The sequence below is a fragment of the Marinicauda sp. Alg238-R41 genome (assembly GCF_947331485.1).
Classification (GTDB): Bacteria; Pseudomonadota; Alphaproteobacteria; order Caulobacterales; family Maricaulaceae; genus Marinicauda; species Marinicauda pacifica.
The window spans coordinates 389,349-405,489 of record NZ_CAMZOJ010000003.1 but is presented as its reverse complement, the minus strand read 5'-3'; the positions used below and the strand labels follow the sequence as shown (position 1 = coordinate 405,489).

18 protein-coding genes and 1 tRNA gene are annotated in these 16,141 nt (G+C 64.6%); 15 read left to right on the top strand and 4 right to left on the bottom strand.

Features of this window, described 5'->3' with window-relative positions; translation table 11 throughout:
- The first annotated feature begins 8 nt into the window (after positions 1-8).
- From ribB to PGP17_RS13885, 6 genes are all read left to right on the top strand, one after another.
- Positions 9-1,142, top strand: coding sequence for a 3,4-dihydroxy-2-butanone-4-phosphate synthase (gene ribB, locus PGP17_RS13910; RefSeq protein WP_270375948.1), 1,134 nt, complete (start codon positions 9-11; stop codon positions 1,140-1,142).
- On the top strand, positions 1,135-1,572 hold the full coding sequence (gene ribH / locus PGP17_RS13905) for a 6,7-dimethyl-8-ribityllumazine synthase (protein ID WP_270375947.1): 438 nt from the start codon (positions 1,135-1,137) through the stop codon (positions 1,570-1,572). Before ribB ends, ribH begins: the two co-directional genes overlap by 8 nt.
- A complete protein-coding gene (gene nusB, locus PGP17_RS13900; RefSeq protein WP_135943771.1) occupies positions 1,569-2,042 on the top strand; it encodes a transcription antitermination factor NusB in 474 nt (157 codons plus the stop codon). Before ribH ends, nusB begins: the two co-directional genes overlap by 4 nt.
- Before the next feature lie 96 nt (positions 2,043-2,138).
- Positions 2,139-3,122 carry a thiamine-phosphate kinase gene (gene thiL, locus PGP17_RS13895; protein WP_270375946.1) on the top strand — a complete coding sequence of 328 codons (984 nt, stop codon included), beginning with the start codon at positions 2,139-2,141 and terminating at the stop codon, positions 3,120-3,122.
- Between the two features lie 24 nt (positions 3,123-3,146).
- Entirely contained in the window at positions 3,147-3,698 is a 552-nt protein-coding gene (locus PGP17_RS13890; RefSeq protein WP_270375945.1) for a hypothetical protein, read from the top strand.
- 169 nt (positions 3,699-3,867) lie between these two features.
- Positions 3,868-5,988: a sodium-translocating pyrophosphatase gene (locus tag PGP17_RS13885; protein ID WP_135943768.1), complete on the top strand. Its 2,121-nt coding sequence runs from the start codon at positions 3,868-3,870 to the stop codon at positions 5,986-5,988.
- Between the two features lie 80 nt (positions 5,989-6,068).
- Here the strand turns inward: PGP17_RS13885 and PGP17_RS13880 are convergent, their stop codons facing one another.
- Complete coding sequence (locus PGP17_RS13880) at positions 6,069-6,569, bottom strand: outer membrane protein assembly factor BamE (protein WP_135943767.1); 501 nt, start codon at positions 6,567-6,569, stop codon at positions 6,069-6,071.
- 115 nt (positions 6,570-6,684) lie between these two features.
- On the opposite strand from PGP17_RS13880, the gene PGP17_RS13875 reads away from it, so the two are divergent.
- From PGP17_RS13875 to PGP17_RS13850, 6 genes are all read left to right on the top strand, one after another.
- Entirely contained in the window at positions 6,685-7,230 is a 546-nt protein-coding gene (locus tag PGP17_RS13875; protein ID WP_270375944.1) for a ubiquinol-cytochrome C chaperone family protein, read from the top strand.
- Between the two features lie 121 nt (positions 7,231-7,351).
- Positions 7,352-8,419, top strand: coding sequence for a phosphate acyltransferase PlsX (gene plsX, locus PGP17_RS13870; RefSeq protein ID WP_270375943.1), 1,068 nt, complete (start codon positions 7,352-7,354; stop codon positions 8,417-8,419).
- On the top strand, positions 8,416-9,384 hold the full coding sequence (locus PGP17_RS13865; protein WP_270375942.1) for a beta-ketoacyl-ACP synthase III: 969 nt from the start codon (positions 8,416-8,418) through the stop codon (positions 9,382-9,384). Before plsX ends, PGP17_RS13865 begins: the two co-directional genes overlap by 4 nt.
- A 79-nt stretch (positions 9,385-9,463) precedes the next feature.
- Positions 9,464-9,766 carry an integration host factor subunit alpha gene (locus PGP17_RS13860; protein ID WP_135943763.1) on the top strand — a complete coding sequence of 101 codons (303 nt, stop codon included), beginning with the start codon at positions 9,464-9,466 and terminating at the stop codon, positions 9,764-9,766.
- A 2-nt stretch (positions 9,767-9,768) separates the two neighbouring features.
- Positions 9,769-10,263, top strand: coding sequence for a MerR family transcriptional regulator (locus PGP17_RS13855; RefSeq protein WP_270375940.1), 495 nt, complete (start codon positions 9,769-9,771; stop codon positions 10,261-10,263).
- Between the two features lie 140 nt (positions 10,264-10,403).
- Positions 10,404-10,481 (top strand) — tRNA-Pro (locus tag PGP17_RS13850).
- 96 nt (positions 10,482-10,577) lie between these two features.
- Here the strand turns inward: PGP17_RS13850 and PGP17_RS13845 are convergent.
- Positions 10,578-11,990, bottom strand: coding sequence for an amidohydrolase family protein (locus PGP17_RS13845; protein WP_270375938.1), 1,413 nt, complete (start codon positions 11,988-11,990; stop codon positions 10,578-10,580).
- A 204-nt stretch (positions 11,991-12,194) separates the two neighbouring features.
- On the opposite strand from PGP17_RS13845, the gene PGP17_RS13840 reads away from it, so the two are divergent.
- From PGP17_RS13840 to PGP17_RS13830, 3 genes are read left to right on the top strand one after another with little or no spacing between them, the layout of a single operon-like run.
- Positions 12,195-13,397: a hypothetical protein gene (locus PGP17_RS13840; protein WP_270375937.1), complete on the top strand. Its 1,203-nt coding sequence runs from the start codon at positions 12,195-12,197 to the stop codon at positions 13,395-13,397.
- A 14-nt stretch (positions 13,398-13,411) separates the two neighbouring features.
- The gene (locus PGP17_RS13835) at positions 13,412-13,855 is read left to right on the top strand and encodes a BLUF domain-containing protein (protein ID WP_270375936.1); all 444 of its coding nucleotides are present in this window, start codon (positions 13,412-13,414) and stop codon (positions 13,853-13,855) included.
- A gap of 54 nt (positions 13,856-13,909) precedes the next feature.
- Complete coding sequence (locus tag PGP17_RS13830) at positions 13,910-14,410, top strand: hypothetical protein (RefSeq protein WP_270375935.1); 501 nt, start codon at positions 13,910-13,912, stop codon at positions 14,408-14,410.
- A 2-nt stretch (positions 14,411-14,412) separates the two neighbouring features.
- On the opposite strand, the gene PGP17_RS13825 is transcribed toward PGP17_RS13830, so the two are convergent.
- Together PGP17_RS13825 and PGP17_RS13820 are read right to left on the bottom strand one after the other, a co-directional pair.
- A complete protein-coding gene (locus tag PGP17_RS13825) occupies positions 14,413-14,949 on the bottom strand; it encodes a paraquat-inducible protein A (RefSeq protein WP_270375934.1) in 537 nt (178 codons plus the stop codon).
- Between the two features lie 53 nt (positions 14,950-15,002).
- On the bottom strand, positions 15,003-16,127 hold the full coding sequence (locus PGP17_RS13820; RefSeq protein ID WP_270375933.1) for an acyl-CoA dehydrogenase family protein: 1,125 nt from the start codon (positions 16,125-16,127) through the stop codon (positions 15,003-15,005).
- Positions 16,128-16,141 lie beyond the last annotated feature (14 nt).

Below are 16,141 nucleotides of genomic sequence, written 5' to 3'. Positions count from 1 at the left end.
GAAATTCTGTGACACACATCCACACCCCGCCGCTCGCGCCGATCGAGGACATTATCGAGGATGCCCGCAACGGGCGGATGTTCATCCTGGTCGATGCCGAGGATCGGGAAAATGAGGGCGATCTGATCATTCCGGCGCAGTTCGCCACACCCGAAGCGGTCAACTTCATGGCCAAGTACGGGCGCGGATTGATCTGCCTGTCGATGACGCAGGCCCGGTCGCGTGCGCTCGGCCTTCAGCTGATGACCGGGCATAACCGCTCGCGTCAGACCACCGCCTTCACCGTGTCGATCGAGGCGCGCGAGGGCGTGTCGACCGGCATCTCCGCGCACGACCGCGCCCGCACGATCAATGTCGCGATCGACCCGACGAAGGGCGAGGAAGACATCGTTTCGCCCGGTCACGTCTTTCCGCTGATGGCGCGCGATGGCGGGGTTCTGGTTCGCGCCGGCCACACCGAGGCGGCCGTGGATGTCGCGCGTCTCGCGGGCATGAACCCGTCTGGCGTGATCTGCGAAATCATGAACGATGACGGGACGATGGCGCGTTTGCCCGACCTGATAGAGTTTGCCCGGACCCATGATCTCAAGATCGGGACCATTGCCGACCTGATTGCCTACCGGCGCAAGAATGACCGCTTTGTCGAACGCCAGGTCGATGGCGAGGTCACGACCAAGTGGGGCGGGCCGTTCAAGCTCTCCGTCTTCCGCTCCCTGGTGGACAATGTCGAGCACGTGGCGCTGACGCGCGGTGATTTCACCGCCGACCGGCCGGTGCTGGTGCGCATGCACAAGGTCAGCTTTACCGACGATATTCTGGGCACTGCCGGTTCGCGAGAAGGTCTGGTGGAGCAAGGCATCAAGGCGATTTCCGCTCATGATGGACCGGCGGCGATGGTGTTCATCCGCGAGACCAATCCCTCTGCCATTACCGAGCGCTTCGGGGCGACGCCTGTCGATCCGCCCCATGCCCAGGAAGCGCGCCGTCTGCGCGAATACGGGGTTGGCGCGCAGATCCTCCTCGATCTGGGAGTGAGGCGCATGATCCTGCTGTCCACTGCGCCGCAGAAGATCGTCGGGCTTGAAGGTTACGGCCTGGAAGTTATTGAACAGCGCGAGATTGAAGGACATGACGATGACTGACACCAAAGTCCTCCTCGTAGCCGCGCCGTTCTACGAGGAAATCACCGAAGAATTGCTCAGGGGTGCGCGCGCGGAACTGGATGCGCGCGGCGTGGCGCACGAGACGTTCGAGGTCCCCGGCGCGTTCGAGATTCCCGGCGTCATTGCCCAGGCCGAGGCGGCGCAAGCCGGGTTTGACGGCTATATCGCGCTCGGCTGCGTCATTCGCGGCGAGACAAGCCATTATGACTATGTCTGCGGGGAATCGGCCCGCGGACTGATGGACCTCTCCCTGAAGGGGGTCGCGATCGGCTACGGCATTCTGACGGTCGAGAACATCAAGCAGGCGCGTGTCCGCTCAATGGTGGACGAAAAGAACAAGGGCAGGGATGCCGCCGATGCCTGCCTGACCATGATCGACGCCCGCAGCCGGTTCGGTGGCGCGCGATGAGCGAAGAGGCGTCCGACAAGCGCGCCCGTCTGCGCCGTTCTGCCCGTCTGGCCGCCGTGCAGGCGCTCTACCAGATGGAACTGGCCGGGGCCGGGGCGAGCGAAGTCACCCGCGAATTTCTCTCCCACCGCTTCGGTCACGACGACGAGCCGGGCGATTATCTCGCAGCTGACGAAGCCTTTTTCGAGGATTTGCTGAGCGGCGTGGTGAAGGCTCAGGACCGCGTGGACGAGACGATCCGGTCAACCTTGAAGACGGGCTGGAAGCTGTCGCGGCTGGACTCCACTCTGCGCGCCATTCTCCGCGCGGGCGGCTACGAGCTTCTCGAGCGCAGCGATGTGCCGGTCGGCGTCGTCATCAACGAATATGTCGACATCGCCCATGCCTTCTACGAGGGTAGCGAGCCTGGCTTCATCAATGCCTCGCTGGAAAGCTTTGCGCGCCGCGTCAGGCCGGAGGCCTTTAACTAGAGCACTTTGAGCGAAAGTGGCTTCCGGTTTCGCGGTTCGAAAATGCGGCAAGACAAGAGCCCAGGGCGAAGCCTTCTCGGGTGAAAGAGCGGTTTCATGGCGCGATACGGCGAATTCGATCTGATCGCCTCCCTGCTTGCCCCGCTCGCCTCCGGTCATCCGGGGGCGTACGGCCTGCGCGATGACGCCGCCACGATCGCGCCGGAGGACGGCCACGAGTTCGTCGTCACCGCCGATACTCTGGTTGAAGGGCGACATTTCTCAGAAGGCGACGATGCGGGGGACATCGCCCGCAAGGCGTTGCGCGCCAACCTTTCGGATCTCGCCGCCATGGGGGCGAGGGCGCGATTCTACCTCTCCAGCCTGGTCTGGCCCGACAAGACCGAAGCCGGGTTTCAGCGCCGCTTCGTGTCGGGCTGGGCGGCCGATCAGGAACGCTATGGCGTGACCCTGATCGGCGGCGATATTACCGCCTCCCCGGGCCCGTTCGTGATCCAGATCACCGCCATTGGCGACGTGCCGCTCGGCCGGGCGGTTCGCCGGGATGGAGCGCGGCCCGGCGACCTTCTGGCCGTGACCGGCACGATCGGCGATGCCGGTCTCGGCCTGGCCTGCCGGACGGGTAAGCTCGATCTCGAGGACAGGCACAGCCAGGCGCTGATAGAGCGTCATTTGCGTCCCGAACCGCGTCTCGGCATCGCCGAAGCCCTGCGCCGGTACGCAGATGCGGCCATCGATATTTCCGACGGTCTGATCGCGGATGCCGGCCATATCGCGTCGGCCAGCGAGTGTTCGCTCACCATCGATCTCGAAGACATGCCGGTCTCGGCCGGCGCGCAGGCCTGGCTGGATCGTCAGCAGGACGAAGCGGCCGGGCGGGTGGCGCTCGCCACCTCCGGCGACGACTATGAACTGGCCTGCGCTGTCCCGCCCGATCACGTCGGCGGGTTCGCCGACGCGTGCCGGCACGCCGGACTTGGCCTGACAGTGCTGGGCCGGTTCGACGCCGGCGAGGGTGTCACCGTGCGCCATCGCGGGAAGACGCGGGAAATTTCGCGCGCAGGCTTTACCCATTTTTGAGGCTCCTCGTTTAGAAGGGCCCGCATGATCACTCGCGCACTCCTTTCCGCCTCGGTCCTGCTTGTCGCATCTGCCATGCCCGCCTTCGCCGGCGGGGGCGGAGGAGGCGGTGGTAGTAGTAGTGGTAGTAGTAGCCACGGCGCAGCCCCCGCGGCGGAAGCCTCGATGCGCACGAATGTCCACGTTTCCAGCCTCGCGTTACCCAACGACCTGGAATCGCATGCAGAAACCGCCGCAGACGCGATGGCGCCGCCGGAAGGGCCCTATGTGGACCTTCCCGCCATGAACGTCCCGGTCGTGCGCTCCGGCCGCCTGATGGGCTATTCCTTCGTCGTCGTACGGGTGCATCTGGATTCCTCAGCCGATGAATGGCGCGTGCGCGACCGGACTCATCTGCTGATGGACGCCGCCATCCGCGCCATGCACCAGACCCCCTTCGTGTATGTCGGGCATGAAGTGTATGACGCCGCCTCGGCGCAAGCCGAAATCGCGCAGCGAATCGAGTCGATCCTGAGCGATGCCGAAGTCTCGCAGGTCGAGCTGATCGGCGGCGACGTCCGGTTGTTGCGCAGCTAAGCCCCTAATATTTCAGTATTTCGTCAGTTTGCGACGTCTATTGCACGCGCAGACTGTGTTGAGGCATAGTCCGTCTACCTATCGGGTAGGGAGCGGACCGAAAATACGATTCCAGACAAGCGGCCGTCCCTTCAAATAATCAAAACCCATACATTGGGGGGAATAAGCAATGAGTATTGAACTCTGGCTGTGGCTTACCGTGGCAGCGGGCCTGATCGCGCTCGTCTACGGCGCCGTGACCGTCCGGTCCATCCTGTCGGCCGATGCCGGCAGCGAGCGGATGAAGGAAATCGCTCAGGCCATCCAGGAAGGCGCGAACGCCTATCTGAAGCGCCAGTACACCACGATCGCCATTGTCGGCGTCGTCATCTTCGTCATCGTCTTCTTCCTGCTCGGTCTGTGGGCGGCGATCGGCTTCGCGGTCGGGGCGATCCTGTCGGGCATGGCGGGCTTCATAGGCATGCTGGTCTCGGTCCGTGCGAACGTGCGGACCACCGCCGCTTCGCAGCAAAGCCTGGCCAAGGGCCTGTCCATGGCCTTCCGCTCCGGTGCGGTGACCGGCATGCTCGTTGTCGGCCTCGCGCTTCTCGGCGTCTCGGTCTACTTCATGATCCTGACCATGGGACTCGGCTATGCGCCGGGCGACCGGGCGGTGATCGACGCGCTCGTGGCGCTGGGCTTCGGCGCCTCGCTGATTTCCGTCTTCGCCCGTCTCGGCGGTGGCATCTTCACCAAAGGTGCGGATGTCGGCGGCGACATGGTCGGCAAGGTCGAAGCGGGTATTCCCGAAGACGATCCGCGCAACGCGGCGACCATCGCGGACAATGTGGGCGACAATGTCGGCGACTGCGCCGGCATGGCCGCCGACCTGTTCGAGACCTATGCGGTTACTGTTGTGGCCACGATGGTGCTGGCCTCGATCTTCTTCGCCGGCGGCTCGCAGGTCGACGGCATGGTCCTGCCGCTCGCCATCGGCGCGGTGTGTATCGTCACCTCCATCATCGGCACTTTCTTTGTCCGTCTGGGCAAGAAGGCCAACATCATGGGCGCGCTCTATAAGGGCTTCATCGCCACCGCGCTCCTGTCCATCCCGGCCGTCGCCGGCGTCATCTGGACACTGGTCCCGGAAGGACTTCAGCGTGAGGGCGGGACCGACATCCCGGCCATGAGCCTTTTCCTGTGCGGCATTGCCGGCCTCCTGGTGACCGGCTTCATCGTCTGGATCACCGAATACTATACCGGCGTCGAGCACCGCCCCGTGCGGTCCGTGGCGCGCGCTTCGGAATCCGGGCACGGCACGAACGTGATCCAGGGCCTCGCCGTCTCGCTGGAATCCACCGCGCTGCCCGCCATCGTGATCATCGCGGGCATCATCGTGACCTTCAATCTGGCGGGCCTGTTCGGCATTGCCATTGCGACCACAACGATGCTGGCGCTGGCCGGCATGGTCATCGCGCTCGATGCTTTCGGCCCGGTCACGGACAATGCTGGCGGCATTGCCGAGATGGCCGAGCTGGACGGCTCGGTGCGTGAGACCACCGACGCGCTCGACGCTGTGGGCAACACGACCAAGGCCGTGACCAAGGGCTATGCGATCGGCTCGGCCGGTCTAGGCGCCCTGGTACTGTTTGCCGCCTACACCGAAGACATCCGCTTCTTCTCCGACCGGGCCGAAGCGGGCAGCTTCTTTGACGGCATCGTCGTCGATTTCGCCCTGTCCAACCCCTATGTCGTGGTCGGGCTATTGTTCGGCGGGCTTCTGCCCTTCCTCTTTGCGGGCATGTCGATGATGGCGGTGGGCCGTGCGGCCCAGGCGGTCGTCGAGGAAGTGCGCCGCCAGTTCCGGGAAATCCCCGGCATCATGGAGCGCACGGCACGTCCCGATTACGGGCGGGCGGTCGACATTCTCACCACGGCGGCGATCCGCGAGATGATCGTGCCCTCGCTCTTGCCGGTTCTGTCACCCATCGTGCTGTTCTTCGTGATCCTCGCGATTGCGGGCAAGGCGGCGGCACTCGCTGCGGTCGGGGCCATGCTGCTCGGCGTGATCGTGACCGGCCTCTTCGTGGCCATCTCCATGACCTCCGGCGGGGGTGCCTGGGACAATGCGAAGAAATACATTGAGGATGGCCATCACGGCGGCAAGGGCAGCGAAGCCCACAAGGCCGCGGTGACGGGCGATACCGTCGGCGATCCTTACAAGGATACTGCCGGTCCTGCCGTCAACCCGATGATCAAGATCACCAATATCGTAGCCCTGCTTCTGCTCGCAGTGCTTGCCGGTCACTAGGCCGATCTGATCGCTGAAAACGAGAAAGCCCCGGTCGCAGGACCGGGGCTTTTTCTTTCGTCCGTTCTATGGCTGGCCGCCTAGCTTCCATCCGGGCGCGGGCCGCCCGCGCCGCCGGGCAGGTTCTGCTCGCCGCCGAAGGTTTCGCCCGGCAGGCGTCCGACATTGCCCAGCAATTGCTCGAGCACGGTCAGCTCGCGTCCGCGCGTGGGCGTTTCGCGATCGATGAAGGCGACGACGCGGCCGTCCTCCACGCCGTATTCCTCGATCTCGGCCAGCGTGCCGTTATCGTCGAAGCGCAGCGTCAGGACGCGGCGGTCGCGCGTTTCGGGCCTCAGATAGGCGAGGTATTCGCGCGTCGCGCTGATGTAATACCAGGTGTTGTCCTCGAACGCGCCGCGTGTGGACGGATTGCCCAGGGTATCCAGCACTGTGGCCTCGGTATCCTCGCCGACGGTGAACTCGGGCACCTCGCCATCGGAATAGCGATAGCCGTGCGTGCGCAGGGTCGGATTGCAGGCGGCGGCCAGAAGGGCGCCGGTCAGAACGGCGGAAACGGCCAGAGAGCGTCGCAGTGACATGGGGCTTGCGCCCTCCTTGAGCAGATCTGTCGCGCTGGCTCAGCGGCAGCGCAACATTGACGTACCGGGCGATGATCTTAGCTTCAAGTCCTGTGTGAAGGGAGCCATCAACAACATGTTCGCACGGCTGTTCAAAAAAGACCCGATGAAAGCGGTCGGAGCGCGCCTTTACGATGACGTGGTGGCCGCCGCGCGCCGTCCGGTTCTGTACTCGGCCGCCGGCGCGCCGGACACGGTCGATGGCCGCTTCGACATGATCGTCCTGCACGCCGTGCTGGTGATGCGGCGCCTGCGCGCGGGCGGGGAGGCGGGCTCCGCGGCCTCGCAAGCGTTGTTCGACCGCATGTTCGACGATCTCGATGCGGCCTTGCGCGAAATGGGCACGGGCGATCTGAAAGTCGGCAAGAAGATCCGCGAGATGGGCGAGGCGTTCTACGGCCGGGCGAAAGCCTATGACGACGCGCTCGATACCGGCAACGCGGCCGCGCTCGGCACGATCATCCAGCGCAACCTGTTTGACGAGGACGGCCATGAGCGCGCTGCCGCCGCCGGCCGCACGCTTGCGCGCTACATGCTGGACAGCGAGACGCTTCTGGCCGATCAGGACCCAGCCTTGTTGATCGACGGCCGGTCGCGGCCCCGATTCGCCTCGCCGCAATAGGCCTCTATCGCGTTCTGCCTGCCATTACCCCTGTCCGGCCCGGCTTGCATTGAGCAGGTCATGGGGTAAGTTTCGCGCGTTTTGACCCGCCCCCGGCGGGTCGTTGGACCGGATTTGATTCATGCCTTCACCCTTGGTCCTGTCTGTCGATGCCATGGGGGGCGACCACGCCCCTGAGAGCATCGTCGATGGCGCCGCTCATTTCCTCAAGGGACGCCAGCGCCCTGTGCGGCTGATCCTGCATGGCGACGAGGCGCGCATCCGTCCGCTGCTCGCGCGCCACACTTCACTCGCCGAGGTCTGCGAGATTCGCCACACCGACCAGACCGTCTCGATGGATGCCAAGCCGTCCGAGGCGGTCCGGCGTGCGCGCGGCTCCTCGATGTGGAATGCGGTTCACGCCATCAAGGACGGGGAGGCCCATGTGGCCATCTCCGCCGGCAATACCGGCGCGCTGATGGCGATCTCCAAGGTCATCCTGCGCATGAAATCAGGCGTGCACCGTCCGGCCATCGCCGCCAGCTGGCCGGTGCCTCAGGGATTTTGCACGGTTCTGGATGTGGGCGCGAACGTGGATTGCGCGCCCGAACAGCTGGTTGAGTTCGCGGTTCTGGGCGAATCTTTCCATCGCGCCGTCCACCGTGTGAGCCGCCCCAGTGTCGGCCTGTTGAACGTGGGCCAGGAAGAGCTGAAGGGCGATCAGGTCGTGCGCGACGCCGATACGCTCCTGCGCGAAGCCGGGCTCGACATGGATTATCGCGGCTTCATCGAGGGCAATGATATCTCGGCTGGCACCACCGATGTCGTCGTGACCGACGGCTTCACTGGCAATGTTGCGCTGAAGACGGCCGAAGGCACCGCCCGCCTGGTGGGCGGCTGGGTGCGCGAAGCGCTGACCAGCTCGCCCCTTGCCAAGCTTGGCGCCGCGCTGCTCAGCATGGGCGCGCTCAAGCAATTGCGGGCGCGCATGGACCCGAACAACGTCAATGGCGGCGTTTTCCTCGGCCTGAACGGTGTGGTGGTCAAAAGTCACGGCGGAACGGACGGTCCGGGCTTTGCCACCGCGCTGCGCATCGCCCTTGAGATGGCCGACAGTCACTTCCTGACCGAGATCGAACAGAATCTGGCGCGTCTGGAAGCCGTCCAGGCCGCAGCCCCGCAGTCCGGATCCGAAGAGGAGCACGCGTGACCCGCACGATTTCCCGCATCGCCGGCGTTGGCGCCTATCTCCCGGGACGGGTCATGACCAATGCGGACATGTGCGAGATTGTGGAAACCAGCGATGAGTGGATTCGCGAGCGCACCGGCATTCACGAGCGCCACATCGCCGCCGAGGGCGAGCTGACCAGCGATCTGGGCACGCACGCTGCGCGGGCGGCGCTCGAACACGCGGGGATCAGCGCCGGCGCCGTCGATCTGATCGTCGTGGCCACGGCGACACCGGACCTCACCTTTCCCGCCACCGCGACCATCATCCAGGAAAAGCTGGGGGTGGAGCAGGGGGCGGCCTTCGACGTTCACGCCGTGTGCTCCGGCTTCATCTATGCGCTGGCCACCGCCGACAATTTCATCAAGGCCGGGCAGGCGCGCTGCGCCCTGGTGATCGGGGCGGAGACCTTTTCGCGCATCCTGGACTGGGAGGACCGCGCGACCTGCGTGCTGTTCGGCGACGGCGCGGGAGCAGTTGTTCTGACTGCGGGCGAGGAGGCCGAGGATGAAGGCCTGATTGCCACGCATCTGCGCTCGGACGGGCGCTTCCGCGACCTTCTTTATGTGGATGGCGGGCCGTCCGCGACGCAAACGGTCGGGCATCTGCGCATGCAGGGCAATCAGGTCTTCAAGCACGCCGTGACCAAGATTGCCGGTTCCATCACCGAACTGGCTGCACTTTCGGGGCGCGAGATCGCGGACATTGACTGGTTCATTCCGCACCAGGCCAATGAGCGCATCCTGCTCGGCGTGGCCAAGCGGCTGAACATTCCCGTTGAGAAAGTGGTCTCAACAGTCGCCAGACACGGGAATACGTCAGCGGCATCGATTCCGCTGGCCTTCGAGGCTGCGATTGCCGATGGCCGGGTCAAGCGCGGCGATCTGGTCTTGATGGAAGCGCTCGGCGGCGGCTTCACCTGGGGCGCGGCGTTAGCACGTTATTGAGGCTCCAGCGTGGTTAACGTTGACCGTGTGTATCGAGGCAACGTAGGCTCGCGCTGGTATTTTAATTGAGGGTGTTTCGATGACAGGCAAGACACTGACCCGTGCCGATCTGGCCGAAGCCGTTTACCGGGAAGTCGGGCTGTCGCGACAGGACTCCGCCACCCTGGTCGAGTCTGTGCTGGACTTGATGGCGGACACGCTCGCCGGCGGTGAAACGGTCAAGCTCTCCTCCTTCGGGTCTTTCGCCCTGCGCGAGAAGAATGGCCGGATGGGCCGTAATCCGAAGACGGGCGAGGAAGTGCCGATCGACCCGCGCCGCGTGCTGGTGTTCAAGCCGTCACAGGTCCTCAAGGATCGCATCGACGAGGCCTTGGCGAAATAAGCATGGCTTCCGAGAAGTCGCCCGACGCCTACCGCACGATTTCCGAGGCCGCCGAAGAGGCGGACCTGCCGGCGCACGTCCTGCGGTTCTGGGAGTCGAAATTCACCCAGCTCAAACCGCTCAAGCGCAATGGCGGGCGGCGGCTCTACCGTCCCCAGGACATTCAGCTCCTGAAGGGATTGCGCCAGCTCCTCTACGAAGAGGGTTTCACCATCAAGGGGGCGCAGAAATACCTGCGCGACCACGGTGTGGCTGCTGTTGCCGAGCTTGGGAAAGGCGGCGGCTCGCCCTTTCCCGACGCGCCTGGCGTTTCCGAGACACCAGACGCTGCGGCCGATGCCGAGAGCGCCCGGCCAGAGGCCGGCGCCGATGATGAGGGCGCAACCCCGGCGGGCGCAGCGGCACCGCTGGACGCGGCCGGGCGCGCCAGGCTGGAACACGTGCTCGAGCGGTTGATCGGCGCGCGCGACTCGCTGCGTCAGGCGATGGAGAGCTGAACCGGACCGGTCGGCTGCCTTTGTAATCGGCCCTTTGGCGGTCACTGTCAGTCGGCTCACAATCGCGGTTGCCGCCTGCGGCCCGCGCGCCTATAACGCCGCTTCCTTCGCCTTACCCCCCTGGCGAAGTGGGCATCAGTCGGAACGTGGCGCAGCCCGGTTAGCGCACCGGTCTGGGGGACCGGGGGTCGCGGGTTCGAATCCCGCCGTTCCGACCATTCCTCCCTTTTTCGTTGATGTGTTTCGCGCGCAGCCCTTGCGGCGCTGTGTCCGGAGCCGGCTGGCGCCGTGGCCGGAATCGCTAGCCGCCCGCCTCATTGCAGTCCTACGCGGCCTTCCAGGCCGGACAGCAACGCGTCCGGATCGAATGCCCTGCCGCCGAGAAAGACGAGGCGCGGCCGCGTGATCGCGCCTGGATCGGCGATCAGATCGCCATCCAGCAGCACCAGATCGGCGAACTTTCCAGCCTCCACCGAGCCCAGCTCATCCTGGCGCCCGATGATGCGCGCGCCGTTCAGGGTCATGACCTGGATGGCCTCTTCCGGCGCGAAACCGGCTTCCAGGAACAGCGCGTAATTGCGCTGATTTCCGAAGCCGGGAAGGTTGTGACGGCCCGGATCCACTCCGGCTGCCAACAGCCCGCCGGCCTCATGAAAGGCACGTTCGAAGCGCATCGCGTTGTCAAATGCCGCACTGGGCTCGCTCGTGCTGGCGATGCTTCGTAGCGCCACCTGGCGCGCCTCGTAGGTCTCGCGAAACGCCGGGGCCAGATAGCGCACGACCCGCTCCTCGCCCTGATAGCGATGGGCGAACCGGCTCTCGACAATGGTCAAGGTGGAGACAAGCGCCGTGCCGTTCCCGATCATGGCCGCATAGACCGCGCGCGCGGCGTCGCCGTCCGGGTCGACGTGCTCCATATTGCCCACAGAGCCGGCGATGCATTCTCCCTCTGGTTTGCCGGTCAGGAAATCGGATGCGGAGACCAGCCCGTGCTCGATCGTGTCGATCCCCATGTTTGCCGCCTCTGCAAAGGTGAGAGAGCACAAATGTCCCGCCACGCGCAGGCCCTGCGCATGCGCCTCGTCGATCACGGCACGCGCGATATCCGGTTCCACCCGGCGGTAGAGCTTGATCCAGTCCACGCCGGTTTCGGCCCAGCGCCGTACGAAGGCGCGCGCCTCCTCCTCGCTGGCGGGCTGGACCATGACCGGCGCATCGCCCGGCCCGCTGACATAGGGTGAGGATGTGGACACGCGCGGGGCCGCTGCCCGTCCGGTCTCGGCCGCTTCGGCCATGGCCAGATCGGCAATCGGGGAGGCCGCGCCCACCGTCCGGATTGTGGTCACCCCGCCCGCCAGATAAAGCCGGCTCGCCGCGCGCTGCAGCAGCGGGGCACCTGGCATGTGGGTGTGATCGTGCGCCCCGATCAGCCCGGGGATCAGCGTAGCGCCAGCGCCGTCGATACGGCGCACGCCGGCCGGCGCGTCTATCGTGCCGTCGGGACCGGCCCCGGCGATGCGTCCGCTTTCGATCAGCACGCTCATGCCGCGCCGGACCGGACCGCCCGTGCCGTCGATCAATGAGGCCCGTTCGATCAGGACCGGACCGGTTTCAAAAGCAAAAAAAGGGGCCACCGGATCCAGCCCGTCCGGCGGCTCCTGCGCGCTTGCACTGCCCATCGCTGCCCAGACGAGGGCGGCAAGCCCGGTGAGAAGAGTTTGCATCATGACTATCGCCTGAAACCGGGCATCGCGAACGGATCACACGTTACGGGCTGTTTGCCGGACGGGCGAGGGGCGGGAAAGTGCGATTTGAATACCCACAAACATTGAACGTGTTTAATGTTAATCTTTAAACAATCTTTTGGGTCCCCAATGAGATCGATTGAATAAATAATTCCATAAAAGAAACAAGGAACTAGCGGTAATCATATGACGTCCTTGGCCAATCTGAAGGCGTTTCGCGAGGCTCTGGCCGGCGCGGATGATGTCAGCGCGAGCCAGTTCAAATTCTTGAACCTGGACGAACTGGCCGAGCGCTATGGCGAACGCTGGCCCAAGGTCAAAGCCCGCATCTTCGAGACCTGTGAAACTTTCATCAAAAAGCGCATCGGCCCGCGTGACCTGATGCTGCGCGCCGGCAATGGCTTTCTCGTCCTGCCATCGCCCGATCGCGGCGAGAGCGCGCCTGCTCTGGCCGAACGCATTGAGCGCGAACTGAAAGTCTTCTTTCTGGGCACCGATTATCTCAAGGAACTCGCACTGGAGACTGGCACGATGCCGATGTCGATCTCCGGGCTGATCGATGCCGCAGACTCCACGGCGCTCGATACCGCTGCCAAAGAGTACGAGAAGGCGGGTCCGCAAACAGTCGCGTCCCGGCCAGGTGTCCCTGCCTTCGATATGTTCTATCAGCCGGTCTGGGCGTCGGCGAGCGGACATATCGCCTTGCGTTGCGCGATGCCACTGCTGGATTTACGCCGCCAGCCCGATCGCGTCTTCCACCGGGTACTGCCAGGTACGCATAGGCCGGAAGACCTGCTCAAGTTCGACATCGCGGTCCTTGCACGCGTGTCGGCTCATGCGGCCGACTGTCTCGATCGCGGACGAAGCTGCCTTCTCGCGGTACCGGTTTCTTTTGAAACACTGACAGTGGCGCGCTTGCGTGTGATTTATGCGGCAAGACTGGCTGAGTTGCCCGATCGCCTCAAACAAGTCCTCGCCTTGCGCATCCTGAACGCTCCGGCAGACGCGCCGTCTACGCGCTATGCGGAAGTCACCCGTCTTGCCAGCCTGTTTTTCCGGCGGGTCTTCTTTGATATTGATTTTCGTCAGGCCCGGTGCGACCGGTTCTTCGAGGGCCGCCTGGATGGTTTCGTGATCTCTGCGCCGCGCGATTGCGAAGCCCTGCAACGCGACATGAATGCGCTTATCCGCTTTCAGAGCGGAGCCGCGCACCTTCGGGCCGCCATCGCAATGGACGATTGCACCAGCCTTCCCGTGGTGGAGGAGAGTATCAAGCTCGGCGTGAACCTGTTTCAGGGGAGCATCTTTCCCAAACCGGCCCGGTTTCCCCAGCCTCCTGAAAAATACGATCCCTTCGCGTCTCGCCCTCATGCGGCCGAGCAGCATTAGCCCTGGAACGTACCATGTCGTTGAAATGCATCCTCTATGTTAGCCAGAGCCTGATCAGGGCCGACCGCGACGACTTCCGTGCGGCCATTTCGAAAATCATGATGGAAAGCGAGCGCAATAACCGCGCCGACGACATCACCGGCGTACTCGCCTATGACCGTGGCCGCTTCCTTCAGTACATCGAGGGCCCACCCGGACCGATAGGGGCGCTCGTGGACCGGCTTCTTGGCGACCCGCGTCATACCAACATGACAATCCGCATCGATGAGCCGGTCGAAACCCGGCTGTTCCCCAAATGGTCGATGGCCCTGCTCAATATCACTTTGCCGCCTCTGCCGGGATACAGCGTCGAGGACCTGGAAAACCAACCGGTCGACCAGCTGCTGGCCCGCCTTCAGCGCGCGGCCGATGAGGAGAGTATCCTGTCCGTCGCGCCCCGGTCCTGGGGCGATGACTAAGCACGGGCCGCAAGCTTAACCTTGGCGGTACCATTTTCTGATCTACTCAGGTCGATGAAACGATTGAGGCAGGGGCGAATGATGATGGACGGCAGCACGGTGTTCCAGAGTCCAGCGGATGAGGACGGGCGGATTTATGCCCTCGATCTCGTGCCGGACTGCCGCTATGCGGCGCTTCTGGGCGAAACCCGGTTCAGTGCCAGCATGCGCAATGCGGATCGCATCATCCAGCGTCTGGATGGCGGCGATTACCGCCATTTCCTGATCGATTACCGGCTCGCGCTCCCGATGCTCAATCCCGATGAGTACGCTCAATTTTTCCAGAAGCTCGAGCCGTCTCTCGGCCGGCTGGAGTCCCTGGTCTACATTTACGGCGACCTGACGCTGATGCGCGCCGCCCATGCCTCGCGCCAGGCTCAGAAGCTGGGTGTGAACGCCCTCGCGATCGGAGACTGGGCGGATGTCTGCGCGCAAATCGGCCGCGTTCTCCCGGACCCGATTCTGAACCTGCCCCGCGAGTCGACCGAAACCGCCCGCATCCGCTCGAACCTCTAGCCTTAAGCCCCTTCGCGGCTCGCAGGCAGTGCCTCTGCGTCCAGATGCCGTCTGGCGTCGCGTGTGATTTGCCCTGCCGCCAGCATGAGCAGGACTGTGCTCGCGGCGAAAATCCACAGGCCGGGCAGGCTCGCGGCGCTGGAAAACCCGTCCGAGGACCACAACACGATCATCGCGGCGACGACCAGAACCTCGCTGAGCGACCATTTACCCATGATGTCGACCAGGCGCAGCGCTCTGCGGCCGAATGCCCGCGACGACAGGTGAAGCCAGGTCAGGAGGCCGGCCTTCGCAACCGGTATCGCCACGCAGAACACGCCCAGGAGCAGGGCGAGGGCAAATTCCTCGGTCGCCCACAGGACCTGAATCGTTTCGAGCACCGAATAGGTGGCCCTGAGGACTACGAGGCGCGCAGTCTCCATCAGCGGCAGGGTGAGCCCGAGCGGCAGGAGCACGATCCCGAGAAACAGGAAGGCGCGTCCAAGTGCGCCGCCAGCGCCATGCAGATCGGGTGAGGGGGAAGCCAGGGAGCGGGTCATGGACCGATTATGCCCGAGCCCCGCTGCCCTGTCTTCTCCCTTCCAGGCTTTCTCTAGTAACCCGAGAGCCGCGCGACCTGTCCGGCACCCCAGCTATCGTCGCCCAGAAACTCGCCCGCCGCCTGGGCGCGCTTGTAGTAGAGGCCGATATCGTACTCGTCGGTCATGCCGACGCCGCCATACATCTGGATGCCTTCCGAGCCGGCCAGGCGCGAGACCTCGGTGGCTTTCGCCTTCGCCGCGGCGCACCAGAGCGGCGCCTGGGACGGGGTTTCGTCCAGCGCGCGCAGCGCCTTCATGACCAGCGTGCGCGCCAGCTCCATCTCCGAATACAGATGCGCGGCCCGGTGCTGGAGGCCCTGGAAGGAGCCGATCGGCTGGCCGAACTGCTCGCGTTCCTTGATGTAGTCGATGGTCAGGTCGAAGGCCTCTTCGGCGACGCCCAGGCTTTCGGCCGCCAGGCAGGCGCGTCCGGCATCCAGCACATGGCGATAGGCGGTCTCGCTGTCTTCGGCGCCGTTCAGCAGCGCGTCGCCGTCCAGCTTCACGTCGTCGAAGCGGATATCGGCCGGCACGTGGCTGTCCAGGGTGCGGCGCGCGGTGCGCTCGACCCCGGCCGCATCGGCGTCGACCAGGAACAGGTTGATGCGCCCGTCCTCGGTACGCGCCGCGACGATGAAGGCATCCGCGCCCATGGCGCAGGACACGAAGCGCTTTTCGCCGCTCAGACGGAAGCCGTTGCCGTCCTTGATCGCCTTGGTGTCGATCCGGTCCGGGTTGTGGCGGGCCTTCTCGTCGACGGCGAACGCGATCACGGCCTCGCCGGACGCGATCTTGGGCAGCCAGGCCGATTTCTGCGCATCCGAACCGGCCAGGCGCAGGGCGCTCGCCGACAGCACGGCCGTGGGCAGGAACGGCGAGGCGCACAGCGTCCGGCCCATCTCCTGCAGCAGCAGTCCGGCGGCGGTGTATCCGAGATCCACCCCGCCATGGTCTTCCTCGACCAGAACGCCGCACCAGCCCATCTCGGCCATGGACGACCAGACCGAGGCCGAATAGCCGACCGGATCCTTGTCATCGCGCAGCTTGCGCAGCGCCGACACCGGCGAGGTCTGTTTCAGGAACGACTTCGCGCTGTCGCGAAGCATCTGCTCTTCGTCGTTAAGAATGAAGGTCATCGAGTAATTCCTTA

Bases quoted from the DNA above. Each gene is read 5' to 3' on its own strand.
- ribH (WP_270375947.1), top strand. From the start codon at position 1,135: ATGACTGACACCAAAGTCCTCCTCGTAGCCGCGCCGTTCTACGAGGAA.
- nusB (WP_135943771.1), top strand. From the start codon at position 1,569: ATGAGCGAAGAGGCGTCCGACAAGCGCGCCCGTCTGCGCCGTTCTGCC.
- thiL (WP_270375946.1), top strand. From the start codon at position 2,139: ATGGCGCGATACGGCGAATTCGATCTGATCGCCTCCCTGCTTGCCCCG.
- PGP17_RS13890 (WP_270375945.1), top strand. From the start codon at position 3,147: ATGATCACTCGCGCACTCCTTTCCGCCTCGGTCCTGCTTGTCGCATCT.
- PGP17_RS13885 (WP_135943768.1), top strand. From the start codon at position 3,868: ATGAGTATTGAACTCTGGCTGTGGCTTACCGTGGCAGCGGGCCTGATC.
- PGP17_RS13880 (WP_135943767.1), bottom strand. From the start codon at position 6,569: ATGTCACTGCGACGCTCTCTGGCCGTTTCCGCCGTTCTGACCGGCGCC.
- PGP17_RS13875 (WP_270375944.1), top strand. From the start codon at position 6,685: ATGTTCGCACGGCTGTTCAAAAAAGACCCGATGAAAGCGGTCGGAGCG.
- plsX (WP_270375943.1), top strand. From the start codon at position 7,352: ATGCCTTCACCCTTGGTCCTGTCTGTCGATGCCATGGGGGGCGACCAC.
- PGP17_RS13860 (WP_135943763.1), top strand. From the start codon at position 9,464: ATGACAGGCAAGACACTGACCCGTGCCGATCTGGCCGAAGCCGTTTAC.
- PGP17_RS13855 (WP_270375940.1), top strand. From the start codon at position 9,769: ATGGCTTCCGAGAAGTCGCCCGACGCCTACCGCACGATTTCCGAGGCC.
- PGP17_RS13845 (WP_270375938.1), bottom strand. From the start codon at position 11,990: ATGATGCAAACTCTTCTCACCGGGCTTGCCGCCCTCGTCTGGGCAGCG.
- PGP17_RS13840 (WP_270375937.1), top strand. From the start codon at position 12,195: ATGACGTCCTTGGCCAATCTGAAGGCGTTTCGCGAGGCTCTGGCCGGC.
- PGP17_RS13835 (WP_270375936.1), top strand. From the start codon at position 13,412: ATGTCGTTGAAATGCATCCTCTATGTTAGCCAGAGCCTGATCAGGGCC.
- PGP17_RS13830 (WP_270375935.1), top strand. From the start codon at position 13,910: ATGAAACGATTGAGGCAGGGGCGAATGATGATGGACGGCAGCACGGTG.
- PGP17_RS13825 (WP_270375934.1), bottom strand. From the start codon at position 14,949: ATGACCCGCTCCCTGGCTTCCCCCTCACCCGATCTGCATGGCGCTGGC.
- PGP17_RS13820 (WP_270375933.1), bottom strand. From the start codon at position 16,127: ATGACCTTCATTCTTAACGACGAAGAGCAGATGCTTCGCGACAGCGCG.